The organism is Clostridium sp. AF17-21AC, assembly GCF_003461365.1.
GTDB classification, from domain to species: Bacteria; Bacillota; Clostridia; order Lachnospirales; family Lachnospiraceae; genus Coprococcus; species Coprococcus ammoniilyticus.
The window spans coordinates 190,340-206,958 of record NZ_QTWY01000003.1 but is presented as its reverse complement, the minus strand read 5'-3'; the positions used below and the strand labels follow the sequence as shown (position 1 = coordinate 206,958).

At 41.0% G+C, this 16,619-nt stretch carries 19 protein-coding genes; 1 reads left to right on the top strand and 18 read right to left on the bottom strand.

Annotated elements, in window-relative coordinates; translation table 11 throughout:
* Nucleotides 1-144 precede the first annotated feature (144 nt).
* From thiF to proS, 17 genes are all read right to left on the bottom strand, one after another.
* Nucleotides 145-798 (bottom strand): sulfur carrier protein ThiS adenylyltransferase ThiF, encoded by a 654-nt coding sequence (thiF, locus tag DWW85_RS06050; RefSeq protein WP_117807995.1) that lies wholly within the window; start codon nucleotides 796-798, stop codon nucleotides 145-147.
* Between the two features lie 3 nt (nucleotides 799-801).
* A complete protein-coding gene (thiS, locus tag DWW85_RS06045) occupies nucleotides 802-996 on the bottom strand; it encodes a sulfur carrier protein ThiS (protein WP_181986512.1) in 195 nt (64 codons plus the stop codon).
* A 209-nt stretch (nucleotides 997-1,205) separates the two neighbouring features.
* Nucleotides 1,206-1,853: a DUF6796 family protein gene (locus DWW85_RS06040; RefSeq protein ID WP_117784551.1), complete on the bottom strand. Its 648-nt coding sequence runs from the start codon at nucleotides 1,851-1,853 to the stop codon at nucleotides 1,206-1,208.
* 156 nt (nucleotides 1,854-2,009) lie between these two features.
* The gene (locus tag DWW85_RS06035) at nucleotides 2,010-2,609 is read right to left on the bottom strand and encodes a YitT family protein (protein WP_117808134.1); all 600 of its coding nucleotides are present in this window, start codon (nucleotides 2,607-2,609) and stop codon (nucleotides 2,010-2,012) included.
* Between the two features lie 293 nt (nucleotides 2,610-2,902).
* Complete coding sequence (locus DWW85_RS06030; protein WP_242996062.1) at nucleotides 2,903-3,526, bottom strand: L-2-amino-thiazoline-4-carboxylic acid hydrolase; 624 nt, start codon at nucleotides 3,524-3,526, stop codon at nucleotides 2,903-2,905.
* 55 nt (nucleotides 3,527-3,581) lie between these two features.
* The gene (locus DWW85_RS06025; protein WP_117784554.1) at nucleotides 3,582-4,073 is read right to left on the bottom strand and encodes a hypothetical protein; all 492 of its coding nucleotides are present in this window, start codon (nucleotides 4,071-4,073) and stop codon (nucleotides 3,582-3,584) included.
* Nucleotides 4,074-4,212: 139 nt separating this feature from the next.
* Nucleotides 4,213-5,580 carry an MATE family efflux transporter gene (locus DWW85_RS06020; protein WP_117807993.1) on the bottom strand — a complete coding sequence of 456 codons (1,368 nt, stop codon included), beginning with the start codon at nucleotides 5,578-5,580 and terminating at the stop codon, nucleotides 4,213-4,215.
* 255 nt (nucleotides 5,581-5,835) lie between these two features.
* On the bottom strand, nucleotides 5,836-5,994 hold the full coding sequence (locus DWW85_RS06015; RefSeq protein ID WP_117807992.1) for a nucleotidyltransferase domain-containing protein: 159 nt from the start codon (nucleotides 5,992-5,994) through the stop codon (nucleotides 5,836-5,838).
* A gap of 248 nt (nucleotides 5,995-6,242) precedes the next feature.
* Nucleotides 6,243-7,199 (bottom strand): hypothetical protein, encoded by a 957-nt coding sequence (locus DWW85_RS06010; RefSeq protein ID WP_242996060.1) that lies wholly within the window; start codon nucleotides 7,197-7,199, stop codon nucleotides 6,243-6,245.
* A gap of 112 nt (nucleotides 7,200-7,311) precedes the next feature.
* Entirely contained in the window at nucleotides 7,312-7,932 is a 621-nt protein-coding gene (locus DWW85_RS06005; protein ID WP_117784556.1) for a DUF6796 family protein, read from the bottom strand.
* Between the two features lie 112 nt (nucleotides 7,933-8,044).
* Nucleotides 8,045-8,845: an MBL fold metallo-hydrolase gene (locus tag DWW85_RS06000; RefSeq protein ID WP_117807991.1), complete on the bottom strand. Its 801-nt coding sequence runs from the start codon at nucleotides 8,843-8,845 to the stop codon at nucleotides 8,045-8,047.
* A gap of 6 nt (nucleotides 8,846-8,851) precedes the next feature.
* Complete coding sequence (locus DWW85_RS05995) at nucleotides 8,852-9,499, bottom strand: esterase (RefSeq protein ID WP_117807990.1); 648 nt, start codon at nucleotides 9,497-9,499, stop codon at nucleotides 8,852-8,854.
* A 113-nt stretch (nucleotides 9,500-9,612) separates the two neighbouring features.
* A complete protein-coding gene (locus tag DWW85_RS05990; RefSeq protein ID WP_117807989.1) occupies nucleotides 9,613-10,713 on the bottom strand; it encodes a hypothetical protein in 1,101 nt (366 codons plus the stop codon).
* Between the two features lie 30 nt (nucleotides 10,714-10,743).
* On the bottom strand, nucleotides 10,744-11,028 hold the full coding sequence (locus DWW85_RS05985) for an antibiotic biosynthesis monooxygenase family protein (protein WP_181986511.1): 285 nt from the start codon (nucleotides 11,026-11,028) through the stop codon (nucleotides 10,744-10,746).
* A 115-nt stretch (nucleotides 11,029-11,143) separates the two neighbouring features.
* On the bottom strand, nucleotides 11,144-11,506 hold the full coding sequence (locus DWW85_RS05980) for a VOC family protein (RefSeq protein ID WP_117807987.1): 363 nt from the start codon (nucleotides 11,504-11,506) through the stop codon (nucleotides 11,144-11,146).
* 182 nt (nucleotides 11,507-11,688) lie between these two features.
* On the bottom strand, nucleotides 11,689-13,029 hold the full coding sequence (locus DWW85_RS05975; protein ID WP_117807985.1) for a CCA tRNA nucleotidyltransferase: 1,341 nt from the start codon (nucleotides 13,027-13,029) through the stop codon (nucleotides 11,689-11,691).
* A gap of 396 nt (nucleotides 13,030-13,425) precedes the next feature.
* Entirely contained in the window at nucleotides 13,426-14,862 is a 1,437-nt protein-coding gene (proS, locus tag DWW85_RS05970; RefSeq protein ID WP_117807984.1) for a proline--tRNA ligase, read from the bottom strand.
* A 299-nt stretch (nucleotides 14,863-15,161) separates the two neighbouring features.
* On the opposite strand from proS, the gene DWW85_RS05965 reads away from it, so the two are divergent.
* Nucleotides 15,162-15,857 (top strand): hypothetical protein, encoded by a 696-nt coding sequence (locus DWW85_RS05965; RefSeq protein ID WP_117784560.1) that lies wholly within the window; start codon nucleotides 15,162-15,164, stop codon nucleotides 15,855-15,857.
* A 2-nt stretch (nucleotides 15,858-15,859) separates the two neighbouring features.
* On the opposite strand, the gene DWW85_RS05960 is transcribed toward DWW85_RS05965, so the two are convergent.
* Nucleotides 15,860-16,561, bottom strand: coding sequence for an RluA family pseudouridine synthase (locus DWW85_RS05960; RefSeq protein WP_117807982.1), 702 nt, complete (start codon nucleotides 16,559-16,561; stop codon nucleotides 15,860-15,862).
* Nucleotides 16,562-16,619: the final 58 nt, after the last annotated feature.

The following is a 16,619-nucleotide window of genomic DNA, read 5'->3' as shown; positions in this document are numbered from 1 at the left end:
ACCAAGGGACGCTTCCGCTCGTTGAGTCCTGCAGCGGTACTAAGATGCCGCTTATGCGCCATCAAGTACCGGCGGACTCAAATGCCCTTGTTTTGGTAAATCAAGGCATCCGGGTATCATGTAATCTCCAATTTTCTCTAACATTTATTTCTCCATTATCAATTGTAATACTTTGTTTGCCTCATGTGCCGCGCAGGCGGCTACCCGTGGGGCGATGAGTCCTATGCCGCCACCGACATCTGTGCTCTGGTCGCCACACACATACAGGCGGCGCATCATCTGGCGCGTTTTTATCGCATTCGTATCTGCATATCCTGCTATGCCATTTCCCGATACAACAGTTGCATCCGGACACTGCATCAGTAGTTCACGCACCAGCATTGCCTTCTGATCCGGTTTGTCAAATGCTTCACACACGATCGGATATCCACCGAATAATTCCTTTACATTGTCCGGGGTTACTTTCGTCTGCACTGTCTCATACGTCAGATATGGATTGATCTGATACAGGGTTTCAAGCAGGGCTTCCGTCTTCGGCTTCCCGAGCTGGGATATAAAGTACATCTGACGATTGAGATTCGTCACATCCACCACATCGAAATCCACCAGAAGCAAATGTCCGACGCCACTTCTTGCAAGCATGACTGCAATATTTGACCCCAGTCCACCGATACCTGCAACAGCCACCTTCGCCGCACGTAACTTTACCTGCATCTCTTTCGGAAATCTTGCATCAAATGCACGATCCAGTTCTTCCTGCGAGATCAGCTCCTGCATTTTTTTCTGCATCTCTGTCATGTCTCAACCTCCGCCAACAAATCGTAATACTTCGATCACATCTTCATCCTGAATGATCGTATTGCCAAGTTCATCTTTTGGAATAATGTCGAGATTCCGTTCTACAACGACACGTTCCGGCTCAAATCCGGCTTCCTTCAAATATTTCAGAAGATTCTTACCGGCAATCTCTTTTTCTTCACCATTGATTTTTACCATGTATGTTCTCCTATCTTTCATAATTACACATTTTCTGCACTACAGGACATATGCCCTGTAACACAAAAAGGCACCGGATCATACAACCATAACGTATGATCCGGCGCCTGTTATCTTCCTTGTGAAAAGTGGTGCCCCCAGTTCACAAATATTCATATAAAATTATTTTACCTTATGCAGGGTGTTTGTGCAAGGACTTATTCGTTTCACTATTGTAAACCTGCAATTATGAGTAAAACTGACAACAGCATATATCCAACGCCAAGTATTCCGATAATTTTGATCTTGCATTTCTTGAATATTGACAGCACAATCAACGCAACGATCGGATTTAAAAGCAGACACCATTTTGAAACTGCAAGTGCGCCTGTTATAATAGCGATCGCAACAATAATTGTTCCACCAAGCCACAGTGTCAGTCCACCGATAAGCATTGGTATCTTTGTGATCGGATCGATCGCCTGCAAAATCTCATCACATTCGCTGTCTGACATTTTTTTGCTCAACTTCTGATATATAAGTGGTTTCATACAGAAATACATATGGCACAGAAGACCTGTATAGCATCCGATGAGTGTATTGATTTTCAATGCTACAGCCAGCGGTGTGCTTTGTTTTACTATTAGATCTGCAAGAAGCCACAGCGTAACATAAGCACCCGGCTGTCCAAAAAAGGATAACCAGAAGGACAACTTAAATCTCTTGGTCGGAACCTCTGCCCACCATGGCTGGACTCCATTTAAAGATATGTTCTCATTCTCACCAGGCTTACCCGGCTTGATAAGTGGCAGGTCTGCTAATGCAGCTACAAAGTTACTGATAATTCCGAAGATTCCTACGGCAACATAAATGTTCATATCATTCTCCCCTTATGTTTTATTTTTTGTGATTATATAGATAACAGCTATCGGTTAGTGCTATCTAACCAGATAGATTCTACACTCTTTTACAGAATTCTGCAACATATTCTTAAAAGGAAATCCTAACCGGAACTCTATCCCAAATAAAATATCCTACATCTTAAAAATCTGCTTTGCCTTGCCATTTGTAAATTGTATAACCGGTCCTGAGATTATAACTGTGATGATCGTACATACTCCAAACTTCCCTCCCATAAGCACACCTGTCACGACCATTAAAATATCTAATATCATACGAACGATCTTAACCTGCCAGTTATTTTTCTCTGCCAATGCAAAGGTTACTGCTTCATAAGAACCTCTGCCAAGAGATGCAGATGCATACAAACCTGTTCCAACTGCAAATAAGATCACCCCTGCCAGCATAATGAAGAAATTTATCCACATATATTTGCTGTATATATGGCATTTTGCAAACAAATCCACACACCCACTGTACACAACCTGATACAAAAATGTTCCTATATGAATCTGCGACCTGTCATAAATAGCCGCAAATAAGATCATCACAACAGCTACAACAAACGAAGCCATTCCGATACTTATATGAAATGTTTCTGAAATACCCTGCCACAAAACTGCAAGTGTTACGCCTCCAAATCCCGCATACAAGGCAAGTGTGATTCCATAAGCTGCAATAACAGAACCTACTATAATTATCACTATTTTTTTCAACCAATTCTTTGATGACATCATGTTCTTCCTCCATCTTCTGTAATTACATAAATAAAAAAGACTATAGAGCATACTGTTATGTTCAGAAACAGCAAAATCTATAGTCTTCTTTAACGCCGAGACAAGCATTTATATTGTTCTATATATACTGCATTGTATTGTTTTTGTCAATTTCCTTACTTCTTTATCATTCCAATTTATTTTTCACTTGACTATAATTTCATTTTTTTGCTAAATACGAAAGTTGCAAAAGACAAATGCACAAATGAAATCCAGAATGAAGATGCGCAGATCGTTGAGAATGCAATGTATTAAATTCTGGTCACATGGAAATTACAGCAGTCATCCCCCTGTGCCAGTGTCTTTGTCCGATGTAACTGTCCGCCTTCATTCCGGTAATTCCTCTCATCCATATTACACAGACACGGAACGAATTCAAAACAGTTTTCCCTCTTACCGAGCTTACAGATACCACATTCCGTATATGTATTATAGAATTCATCGATTCCCTTTTCGTAATGGAATTTCCAGTCAAGCTCATATTTTGATGTCTGGCTTGCTATACTTTCCTGCACTTTTTTATCCTGTACCTCATCTGTAAATAACATACATTTTTTATTTGCATGTGCCTTCACCATAAACGGCGAGTCAAATACGGCAGTTACCATCTCGTTTACAACATCGGGATCGATCTTATCCGGCTCTGCTTTATGTAAGGAGAAGACAAATGCTGCAATATACAGATTCATTTCCAATGAACTGCCCCCTATGTCCGGGGTTCTCAAAAGCATCGCCTTGAATTCGCGTTTTACCTTTTTCTTATAGTCTTTCATATCCATATCCGGATTTATCTCTGCAAGTCTGGCTAAGGCTGATTTAAAACATAACAATTCTACTGCTTTTGCATAAATTCCGTATTTCAGCATACTTATCATCTATCCTTTCGTTTTCCAATGGCTCTTATTTCTTCAGGATCTGTGCGATCTCACTTTAAAAAAGTGTACAGATCCATGCAACTACAGCACAGATCGGAATATAAATAATGAAATGTAATATGTGTGTCTTCTTGTTATATCCGAACATATGCGGACCCACAACACCTTTCAGTTCCGGGTAGAAATGTGGGAAGAAGTTCGAATGACAGAGAAGCACCCAGTCAAAAAAGCAGATATCATAGATCTCCATGCAATAAAGCATGATAAGGAATCGTGCAAAGAAATTTAAAAATCCATAATCATTTTTTACACCATCCCATACGCCTAGAACAACCGCACCTATAAACATAAGAAGTGCGATTACTTCTATGATCCAGCCGATTGCATGTGCACCACGGAACCGCTCTTTCGAATCTGGAATGGCTTCCAGATTCTCCTTTGGTGCAGACGAGAAAAACCTCTTATCCTGAATAAAACCGACTACTCCATATAAAATGAGGAAATACGCCACCCAGATCATAACCGTTGCAACTATCGTTATCACCATTTTACTCTCAACCTCCTAAGTACTTTAAGTTAGTTCTATCTAACGATTATTATAGCATACTGACTTATGATTACAAGCCACTTTCCCCTTATAATTCCTTATATAAAAAGATGGGAGCCTGTGCTCCCACCTTCATAACCTAACTTAATTTTTCTACCTTGTTTCTCTGTATTCTCTTCAAAAATACATATCCCACTAAGCATGAGACAAATTCCGTAATCGGGAACGCCCACCAGATCAACGAAACACCCATCTGACCATTTCTTACAAAGAAAGAAAAAATAGCTGCCAATGGCAATATGATCACAAGCTGTCTGAGAAGTGATATGACAAGCGACTCAAGACCGCCATTCAATGCCTGATAGATTCCCTGATATGCCACATTGATTCCGGCAAATATAAAACTGATCGAGATAATTCTCATTGCACCGATAAAATACGCTCTTGACTGACCTGCATTGAACAGCGAAGCAAAGGCATTTGGAAAAATCTCTGTGATGAGAACGCCCAGGATCATCAATGCTATGGTATAAATAAGACCATAGCGGATTCCATCTTTGATCCTTTTTTTGCTTCCCATACCATATGCAAAAGCTATGATCGGCGTGATCGCATCTCTCAGGCCAAATGCAAGAAACAATACAAACTGCTGCACCTTATAAAACAATCCATATGCCGTCTGGGCGGAAGGATTGAACTTTAAAATAAGATTCATCGCATAAACCATAATTGACATAAGTGCCTGTGCAATGATAGCAGGAAGACCAATGGAATATATCTCTTTCATAGTTCTGGCACTTGGCTTCATATGTTTTATTCCATGTTCAAATTCCTTATTTAACTTCAGATGAAATACCAGAAGCAAACCGGCAGATACGATCTGTCCTATGACGGTAGCATATGCTGCTCCCGCTACTCCCATTTCCGGAACAGGGCCAATACCATAGATCATGATCGGGTCAAGAATAATATTTATAACAGCTCCCGCAACCTGACCGATTGTTGAATAAAGGGAACGTCCTGTTGCCTGTAATAATTTTTCAAATAATGAAAAGAAGATAATGCCAAAGGACAACACACAGCAAATCCGCAAATATGTTGTTCCCATCGAGATAACTTCCGGATCAACGGTCTGAGATGAGATATAGGCTTTCACTCCAAAGATACCAAATAACAGACATACCACATAAATAATTCCACCAAGAAATAAACTGTTACCTGCAACTCTTGCTGCTTTTTTCATATCTCTCTGCCCAAGTGTCATGGCAAGAAGTGCATTTGTTCCTACACCTGTTCCGATTCCTACAGCCACCATAAGCATCTGAACCGGAAATACCAGTGTGAGTGCATTTAATGCCGCTTCACTCCCCACCTTCATATTGCCTACAAATGCACTGTCCACGATATTATAGACCGCCTGTAATGCCATCGATAAGATCATCGGTATTCCCATCTGAACCATCAGCTTATTTACCGGCATCTCCCTCATCTTATTACTTTCCGCCATCTTAATTTAATCCTCCTTTTTCACACAAAAAAAGTGTGTACTTATCTTATAAGTTGGACTTACGCTGATAAGCTACACACTTTCTAATGGCAATATATAATTAAAAAAACGAGCAGCAAAACTGGATTTACGCATGTTTGCTACTCGTTCAAGACGTTATTATATTTCTCATTTTCGAAAAAGTCAAACGAAAAATTGGGATGGCTTTAATCCGACAATCCATCCAGTGAATTGCAGAAAGATAAAAACCGTCTGTTAAATTTCTCGTCCATATTGCCTGATATTCTCCAATAATAACTGATTCCTACAGGTATCCATATTCACTAAATCCACACCCGAAACAGCAATATCAATATCGCTTCTTTCCATCGCTGTACCTTTTGCCCTTGAACCATATAATATTACTTCTTGCACTACTCCACAATCTTAACTCTGCCCGACTTTCTTGGTTTGCTGTGTAGCTGCTCCTTTGATACATAACTTCCAGCCAGATGAATGCGGTTAAAATATGCCATATGAAACCAACTCCTTATCTGCTCTTATCCCGGACAAATAATGATCCGGCGTTTTTCTGTTACACTCATAGTTTACATTGAAATATCACGCAAAAAAAGTACGCACTTTTTTATTACATAGTCACCTTTTCGTAACCACTTACTTCATTAAAAAAGATCCAGCATATTATCCAGATAGACAGCCTCCCGAACGTGCAGTTGATATTCCGGTTTTGTCATGTAATAAAGCAAAAATTCCAAGATCAAGGCACTGCCAAGGCTTCGCCCTTCAATCTTAAAATGAGAAAATCCCCTCGGCAGATACGTTCCTTTTATATCATTGATTCCGATAAATCCCGGATTTGTCATTGCCTTTGAAAAACGATAACCTCCCATGACATCCAAAGCCGTACACTCATGCTCCGGGCAGTCCTCTCCAAGATTCTTGCGACTGACCGTTTCATAACATTTGCGTCTGTCCTTACAGCCAAAGGAACAACATTCATTACACAGGAATTCCACTTTATCCCTCTGCGACTGTGTCAGTGTTTCCCATTTGTCCCATGCCTTATTCAATCGGAAATCCGGCACAACATAACGGAAATCTTCCCGATCTGTCTCCTTTACCAACTCCTCAAAATCTGTCAGAACCTTTGTAGTTGATGATACAAAATAAAAACCCGGATACTGCTTTTTCAGGTAATCTAACAATAGATCCGAATGGACGATCACCCCATTTTCTGCCTTTCCATTTTTCTCAAATAATCTGCAAAGCTCGTTACATCTCTTATCTGCCAGATGCTCCTCGCAAAGCAGCGAGTTACTGAAGGTCAGCCGGGCTGAGATTCCATACTCGTCCATCAATTCCCGAGCATCCTCCGGATCACAATCACCATATCCAACACGTCCGCCACCCCACAGGCAGTCCGCCGGAGCACCATAGATCGAACCGATCTCGCACCAGTCATAGAAATATTCTCTGTGCTCACGGAACAATGGCAGGAAGATACGATACAGCTCATAGAATTCGAACAGTCCCGGCAAATGATAATATGCTGTTTTATCTGTATGAATACCTGCGTTTTTCGGTGCTTTACTAAATGTAATTGTAAATGGCTTCTGCATATATTACCTCATTTTATACTTTTTTTTACATTTTCCTTTATTTTATACTTTTTTACAAGATAATTTCTATAAAGTAAGAACGCCGATAGTTCCCGGCTCTCGAACGTGACCATTATATAAGAAAAAGCAACCCGGCAAACATGATCACCCCGATTACATTTGCTTTTGCCGGAAGTTTTGTTGGCAGGATCACGATTGCAAGCGGCAGCAGATTAAAAATACATGCCCATGCCGGAAGTGAAGTTTTTCCTGTCACAACAGCAATAAAAAATGCTGCCGCAAATACCAACATTCCCAGATATCCCAGATACATCGTATAACAGGTTGTCTTAAAGAAATCCCATACCGCGTGCAGAGCTTCTTCTGTCAGATTTAATTTTACAAAAAACCATTCAACCAGACAACAGAACAGATGATGCAATGCAAGATTGATAAACATGACAAGTGTTGCTATCAGCATGATCAGATAATATGTTTCTGAATACTGCTGCATCCAATCACAAAGAGCTATGTATCCGAATATCTCAAGCGTCATTGCACACACGCCCAACAACATCGCAACCGACAGATTCTTCAGTGGCATTCCATGAAAGGCTACCTTGGATTTTTCATAATCCTTAAAATTTGTCAGATCGACTTTTCCATTTGGAGCATATGTCAGAAATCCATCTGAAATCCCACACAATATATGCCCGATCAATGCCATCACCATAAATATTTTCCACTGTAACATAATATCTATTCTCCTTTATAAAAAAAATATGCCAATGCAGTTAGCCTCTGCTAACTATATTAGCATATTCTTCATCAACCATGCAAATGCTTTCGCCGTCCGGAGCACCATATTAAATTATAAACGTTTCCAGATCATCCGGGATCAGAAGATTCCCACTGAAATATTTTCTTCCTTCTTCATAATACAATTCTTTTCGATGTGAAAGATTCTGATCCTCTGTATGATACAGCAGCAGATTTTTCACATGCAATTCTTCTGCAAACTCACAGGCATTTTTCACTGTTGAATGATGCTTCTCGTATGGATGGAATATATCCGCCTGACCATCCAGACAAAATGCTTCGTGCAACAACCATGTACTGTTCTCTGCATACTTCTTTTCACATGGATTGTATGGTTCATCTCCGCAGCAGGTTAATCTCTCTCCATCTCCCAGTTCCATGCAGAAACCGAACTGTTTCGCTTTTGTGGATTGGATATCAAAAAATGTAACCCGTTTATTCAAAATTTCAACAGACTCTCCATTTTTAACTGCTATCAGATGCAGCCGTTTACCGATAAAATCTGTCTCTTTCTTTGGCAGAAGTTTTCTGGCCAGATCAAGCAGCAGATCAATGACTTCATCATGTGCATATATCACAGCTTCGCCTTCATATTCGCCCTGCTTCATATGCTGGCATATCATACGGATCATCCATATGATACCCGTAATGTGATCGATATGTTTATGTGTCACAAAGATAGTTCTAACCTCTTTCCAGTCAATTCCAGCATGCTTTAACTGATGCAGAATGGCACTTCCACCGCCACCATCCACCATAAAATATTCCTCATTTTCCTGCAACACAAAACAGGTGTTATAACATTCCGTAACAAGTGCATTTCCTGTTCCAAGCATCGTAATATTCATAAAGTATCACCTTCTTCTGATCGTTCCTTTTGTTCTTTCCATCACCCATGCAAATGCCTTCGCCGTCCGGATTCCCGGTTCTTTAAAATGATTTCCCGAATTCCATTCCAGCATACTGTCAATCTCCTGCTCCTGCAGCCATCCATACAATTCCCTGATACAATCGCCTACCGCAGCCATAACCTGATTCTTCGTTCTTTCTTCCCGATCACCAATACTCAGATAAACAGCAGGGCTTGCAATCCCATATTCTTTCACATACGAAAGAAATCCCGGAAACCAAACCGATGGGGATGCTGCCGCTATCCCGGCAAACCTGTCCGTCTGGCAGGATGCCCAAAGTGCAAACAGCCCCGCAAGGGAATATCCACCAAGATAATAAGTCTTACTTTCATCCTTACACAATTCCAATATCTGTGCCAGTAACGCCGACGCACCCTCACCAAAATCTTCATTTCCAAATACAGCAGGTGCTCTCCACGGAGACAGATCCTGATTCCAGCTATCTACTTTAACTGCGATCATCTGAAATTCCAGAGAAGTCCTCTTCTTTATCTCTGAAACCTCATTTTCTATATCATGCACATCATGATCTCCCACTGGCTGAATCAATACAATATTTGCTTCCGGATCACCATATTTATATACAACCATTTTTGCTCTCCAAATTTAAATATATTATTATAATATCTGAAACATCACCACTCCGCAAACACATAATATACTTCCCTTTCTCCTGAAATACCAGACAGCATAACGCTATCTGATCAAGGCACTTCGATTATATTGCTGACTCTGATATACGTTCCATTTATATATGCCTCAAGCCAGATCGATGTATCCGGATATGTATATTCTGTCGGCAGCTGCAATTCACCTCCTGCTGCTCTATCCAAAAGAAGCGAACCATCCCGCTCAATATGCCAGCCCAGATTATCATATCCTTCGACTTCATCTCTTGTGATCACGCCATTTTCATAAGTCAGGGTAAATGCTTCAACAACCGGTGTTTCTGCAATTAACTGATATCTGTGCGAAAAATACCGGATACTTCCAAATCTTCCGTTTTTCTTTTTATACACAACCGTTGCATCGCAGTCTCTGAAATTAATACCGGCTTCCCTGCCAACGATCGAGCCGGTTTCAGGTCCGGGTGTTCCAACCATACCTGATACATTTACATTTATCCAGTCTTCAGAACCATAAATTTCTCCGCCTGCAATTCCTACATACGTTCCTCCGGACACATATGCCTTTTCAAAAGTGATATTCTTCATCTGCAAGGAATAAGAATATCCTACAAATCCGCAATGTCCACCGTATTTTGTATCTATATGCATATTTTTTATTATATGATTTTGTCCATCTATAAGCCCCACAAATGTAGTGTGCTCAAGATATCTATCCGGTCTGTACCATCCGCCCATCGGAACCCATTCCAGACCGTCAAGATCTATATCCGCCTCAAGGTAGAGTTCCACGGAATCATTATACCCTTTGACTGCATTGACATAATACACAACTCCAGCCAGTTGTTCCTTTGTTTCTACATGAAACACGGGAGCATTTTCTAATGCCCAGTCCGTGTCCGCAATCTCCATGATCGAGCCGGTATCCCCATAATTTTCCCAGTCTGTTTTTGTCGGATCATAGTCCTTGTTGTTATAGGTTTTCAAGTTACCTCGTCCGGCAGCATACTCCGGATCTGGATACGGATAGTCCCCATAAACACTGTCCTCTGAGTCTGCATATGAATATTCTTCATAAGTACTGTCTTCCAGATCTGCATCTGTATAATTCTCATATATTGATCTTGGAATAAATATGCCGAAAAGCACTCCGAATATAATTATAAATATTTTCCACATAGTAATTTCCCCTTCCCAATTATATAAACCCTATCTTTTTGTTACTACTGTATCAAAGACATATTTTTCTTTTATCTGCTTTAACATCTCCATATGCGGCATCTGCAAATGCTTCTGCTGATCCTCCTCCGATTCCCATTCCTCTACGAGCAGCAGTTTGTCCGGATCTTCGACATCCTCATAATAATTATATGACACACATCCTTTTTCCTTCCGAATCTGATCTAAAATCCCGGATGCCATCACAGCCTCAACAAATTTCCCTCTCATCCCTGATTTTGTTGTATATCTGACAAGCAAAACGATGTTTTTCATTTTTTCTCTCCTGTTATTTATAATTTTATTAGTCATGCCTAACCTCCGTAATTATAGCATGCCTTTATTAAATTATAAATTTTCCACCGCATATAGCTTCCTTGTCTGTTTCCGGTTACGTCGGCGTCCCAACCTCGATCAGATTTCCATCCAGATCATAGAAACGAACCACCTTCTGTCCCCAACTGTGAACCATAAGTGGATTTACATATTCAATCGATGGATATAACCGCTCCAGCTTTTCAACAAAAGCTTCGATATCCCGCTCCTCAAAATATAGCTCGGCGGAATTATTGTGGGATATCACATCTCTTTTTAGAAAATCTTTCCATATCCTCTCATCCTGCAATACAAGTCCTTCCGTCAGGATCAGATTTCCGTCATTATCTAATATTGGTTCGAGTCCAAACAGATCATGGTAAAATTGCTTTGACCGTTCAATATCTTTCACAACAATTAACACATTCCTCAGTCTCATTCCACACCTCCATATTTTTATCTGTTTTAAATGATTTCCGGTCTTTCACATAAAAAGTCACATTTACCTTCGGACTCAAACAGGCACTTGTATTTACCGGCACTATGCATCTCATTACGAAATCTTTGGTAATGTCAATATATAATTAACTGGATGCAGTTATAACTCCACCTTTATTTTTTCTATTTTCTAATATATGACTCTGCCATAGACAGCAGCGTTTCTCTGTTGTTCAACTCAGGACTGCCAAGCACCTGATTCAGAAGCTCCTGCAGGATATCGCCGATCTCTTTTCCCGGCTTTACGCCAAGTGCGATCAAATCCTTTCCATTGATGGCAAGCTGTTTAATCGTCAGACAATCTTTCGCATCCGTGATCTCCTGATACAATTTCTCCAGATGCTCGATGCTGCCTCTCCGTTCTTCTAACTTATAATCACTCTGCGCCGCCATATCCGCCCGGCGGATCTTGATATAATAAGGGAAGAAATCTGCTCCCATCCTGCTGAGTGCTTTTCGGAAGGTTGTCTTTTTCAACATCTCCCCTAAACCATAATCATGCCACAGCACCATCTTGCATACCAGATCTGTCGTTTCATTGTCAAACCGCAGTCTGCGAAGCACCTTACGGGCAATCTCTGCCCCCTTCTCATTATGTCCATAGAAATGGTCGATACCATTTTCATCCACGGTATGACATTCCGGCTTTCCCACATCATGAAGCAGCGCAGCCCATCTGCATACTGTAGTTGGCTCGATAACCTTAACTGCTTCCATTGAATGAACGCCTACATTGTATTTATGGTATGGATTATTCTGCGGCTGTTCCATCATTCGGTCAAATTCCGGCAGGATATATGCTGTTATGCCTGTCACATATGCTTCCATCAATTTCTCCGGATGCGAAGAAGTCAGCAATTTGTCAAGCTCCACGCGGATACGTTCGGCACTGATATCCTGTAAGAACTGTGCCCGCAGGATCATCGCCTTTCTGGTATCCCTCTCGATCGTGAAATCAAGCTGGCCTGCAAACCGGATCGCCCGAAGGATTCTCAGAGCATCTTCATCAAATCGTGCCAGCGGATCACCGACCGCCTTGATGACCTTATTGTCCAGATCATCCATTCCACCGAACAGATCGATCACACCTGCTGAAGGACTGTATGCCATAGCGTTGATCGTAAAATCCCTACGCTTCAGGTCTTCTTCTAAATTTGCAGTAAATTCCACAGAATCCGGTCTTCTGTGATCGGAATATTCTCCATCCACCCGGTAGGTGGTTACTTCATATGCCTCTTTACCAAACATAACCGTAACCGTACCATGCTTAATTCCGGTATCGATCGTCCGTCTGAATAACGCCTTTACCTGTTCCGGTCTTGCTGCTGTCGTAATATCCCAGTCTCCCGGTTCTCTGCCAAGAATACTGTCTCTCACGCATCCACCAACAATATAGGCTTCATACCCGGCAGCTTCCAGTGTCTCTATTACCTTTTTCGCATTCTCCGGCATCCTGATCTCCATATCACAACCTCCTCCTTGGGTATTTCTATGCCTTTCTGTACACAATACCATTACTTTATTTTTTGATAGGGTATCTCTCATCTTCTCTTCTATTATACCCTATGATCTATCCTTCACTTGGGTATCACTTCTGTTTTCTAGCTGTCATACCCACGCGCCTACCCTTCGGCGGGGTATTAACAAGATTTTTCATCCAATATACCCTCAAGCGCCACCATCTATACTATATTTCATGATATCAATTGAAAACAGCATATTCCATACCAAATATATATTACATTAAAATAGGTGATAACAATCTATTAATATGTTTGTTATCACCTATTGCAAGTATCATAAATTCCTCAAAATCAGATACACTACTTATCTATCATCTGCTAATAGCCGGTGTTCCTCTTAGTATGCCTTTCCAAAGTATACCATAGTCTTTGCTGGCTTACCGCAATGTACACAGACATCGGACAAATGCTCCTGCTCAAATGGCATACATCTGGTTGTTGCACCGGTCTCATCCTTGATTGCTTCCTCACAGGCTCTGTCGCCACACCACATAGCCTTGATGAATCCCTGCTTTCTTGTCAGAATGTCAGTGAATTCTTCCCAGTTATGAGCCTCATGTGTATTGGCATCTCTGTGAGCAGTTGCCTTTGCAAGCATGTCTGCCTGCATCTTCTCAAGGATCTCTCCAACTGCTTCTGTAATATTATCTAATGAAACAACTGTCTTTTCTCTATTATCACGACGCACGATAACTGCCTGACCAGCTTCAATATCCTTTGGTCCGATCTCGATACGAACAGGGATACCACGCATCTCCTGCTCAGAGAATTTCCAGCCTGGGTTCTTATTAGAATCATCCAGCTTAACTGTGAACTTCTCAGAAAGAGCAGCCTTGATCTCCTGTGCCTTTTCAAGAACACCTTCCTTCTTCTGGTTGATCGGAATGATCATAACCTGTGTAGGAGCGATTCTTGGTGGAAGCACCAGGCCGCTGTCATCACCATGAACCATGATGATCGCACCGATAATTCTGGTTGACATACCCCATGAAGTCTGGTGTACATACTGTAATTTATTATTTGCGTCTGTATACTGAACGCCAAATGCCTTGGCAAATCCATCTCCGAAATTATGGCTTGTACCGGACTGAAGTGCCTTACCATCATGCATCAGAGCTTCGATCGTATAAGTAGCCTCTGCACCTGCAAACTTCTCTTTATCTGTCTTACGTCCCTTGATCATAGGAATAGCCAGAATCTGCTCACAGAAATCAGCATAGACATTTAACATCTGGATGGTTCTTTCCTCTGCTTCTTCTGCTGTAGCATGTGCCGTATGACCTTCCTGCCATAAGAATTCCATCGAACGAAGGAAAGGTCTGGTTGTCTTTTCCCAACGAACAACTGAACACCACTGGTTATAAACCTTTGGAAGATCTCTATATGAATGAATGATATTCGAATACAGATCACAGAACAGAGTCTCTGATGTAGGTCTTACACATAAACGCTCCGGAAGTGGATCCAATCCACCCTGTGTTACCCATGCAACTTCAGGTGCAAATCCTTCTACGTGATCCTTCTCCTTCTGAAGAAGACTTTCAGGAATGAACAATGGCATATATACATTTTCTACGCCTATTTCCTTGAATCTTCTGTCGAGTTCCTTCTGTATATTTTCCCAGATGGCATAACCGGCCGGTCGTAAAATCATGCATCCTCTTACACTTGAATAATCTGTAAGCTCTGCTTTCTTTACAACATCTGTGTACCACTGGGCAAAATCTTCGTCCATGGAAGTAATAGCCTCTACTAATTTCTTTTCATTAGCCATCTCAATTTTCTCCTTTATATACTTATAAAAATAATTCTATCGTGCAGCCTTTTAAATGTGTCTGACATCTATACCTGTCCTTTAAAAAGTTACATACCTTCTGTCATTATATAGATATAACCTGATATTTTCAAGGGATTTTTGCCGGTTCTGCCAGAATGTAAAACATTTTTTCTTGCAATTTGCACTGTTTCTGTATATATTATCCATGATGAAAAGCACTAAACACAGGAATGAAAAATCATTTGTCTGCAACGGATGATCTTTCCATATTCCAAACAAATAATGAGGGTAAAATAATGAATAAACAGGAGTCAAATACATCTTTCCATTTGAAAGGCGAATCAACAAAAACCGGAAAACTTCCGGTCTCTGAACAATATCTGGAAGATAAGGAAATCCAGGATCAGACAGAACAATTAAAAAATCAGACAGATATATCAACAGAAGGTCTGACAGAGACAGCCATTCTTCGTTTAAAAGCGGAGCAAACTTCTGCAAATAAGTCAAATGGTATCTCCGGTGCCACTTACAGCATCAGCACCTCCTACCACGAGGCAGTTGGGGAACAGCAGGCATCTCTGACAAGACAGCGCAAGAACCGCCATACCTTTGCAATCGTCCGGAAAACCATAACACTTGTTGTAATCTTTGCAATCCTGGTTGCAGGTATCTACTTCCTGTCCACACATCTCCGGAATCTGAAGCCACACGATGACAAATCCATGCAGGAGCTTCTCTGTGAATCAAAATGGACAATAGAAGATCTTGGCAGTTTCATATTCACAGAAGACAACAAAGTGATCAAAAAGAAAGGCTCCACCGAAACTGGAACCTATGAAGTAACAGATGACGACATTTTGATCATGCATTTCAAAAAAGAAGATCTGAGTTATCTGTTGGAAACCAGTTCAGATGGAACCGTAAAATGGGTACACAGCTATAATGGCTTTGAAGAAGTCATTATTCCGAATACCATTCCAATTACAAAATAATATTAAAATTCATCCAGCTCGATGATCTCAAAGGCTTTGCCCTCCGGCTCATTCTTAAAGATCATATGCTCACCCGTCACCGGATGTTCGAATTCCAGTCTGGATGCATGCAGACCGATCTGCTTATAAGATTTCTTTGTTTTCTGGAACTTTGGATTATACTTTGTATCGCCCCAGATTCCGGCTTTTTTACCAGCCATCTGTACACGGATCTGATGGGTTCTGCCTGTGATAAGATTGATCAGAACATAACTTAAGATTCCATCATCTGTCTCTATGACATCTAACACTTCATAATCCAGCTCCGCTAATTTGGCTCCCGGCGTATCTTTATCCACAATTCTTGTGACATTTGTCTTGTTATCGTGAATCAGATAATTCGTAATCGTTCCGGCATCATTCGGAAGTTCTCCGGTTAAGATTGCCTGATAATATTTGACCATCTCGCCATCTTCACTCTGCTTTGACAGCTTCGAAGCAGCCTCCTTGTTCTTGGCAAATAACATAATGCCGCCAACCGGACGATCCAGTCTATGGATCGGAGCCAGATATGGTTCCTCTGTCCGATGCTCTTTCTCAAAAATGCGAAGCTTCAACATACTGACCATATTTTCAGAATTCTTCTTGTCCGGCTGGGATGGCAGCCCATACGGCTTCACCGCAACCAATATATCATTATCTTCATATAATACTTCTATCTTCATCTGTTATCTCCTTATCAGAACCTATCAAAATCCAAAGCTCTGATGCACACTCTCCCAT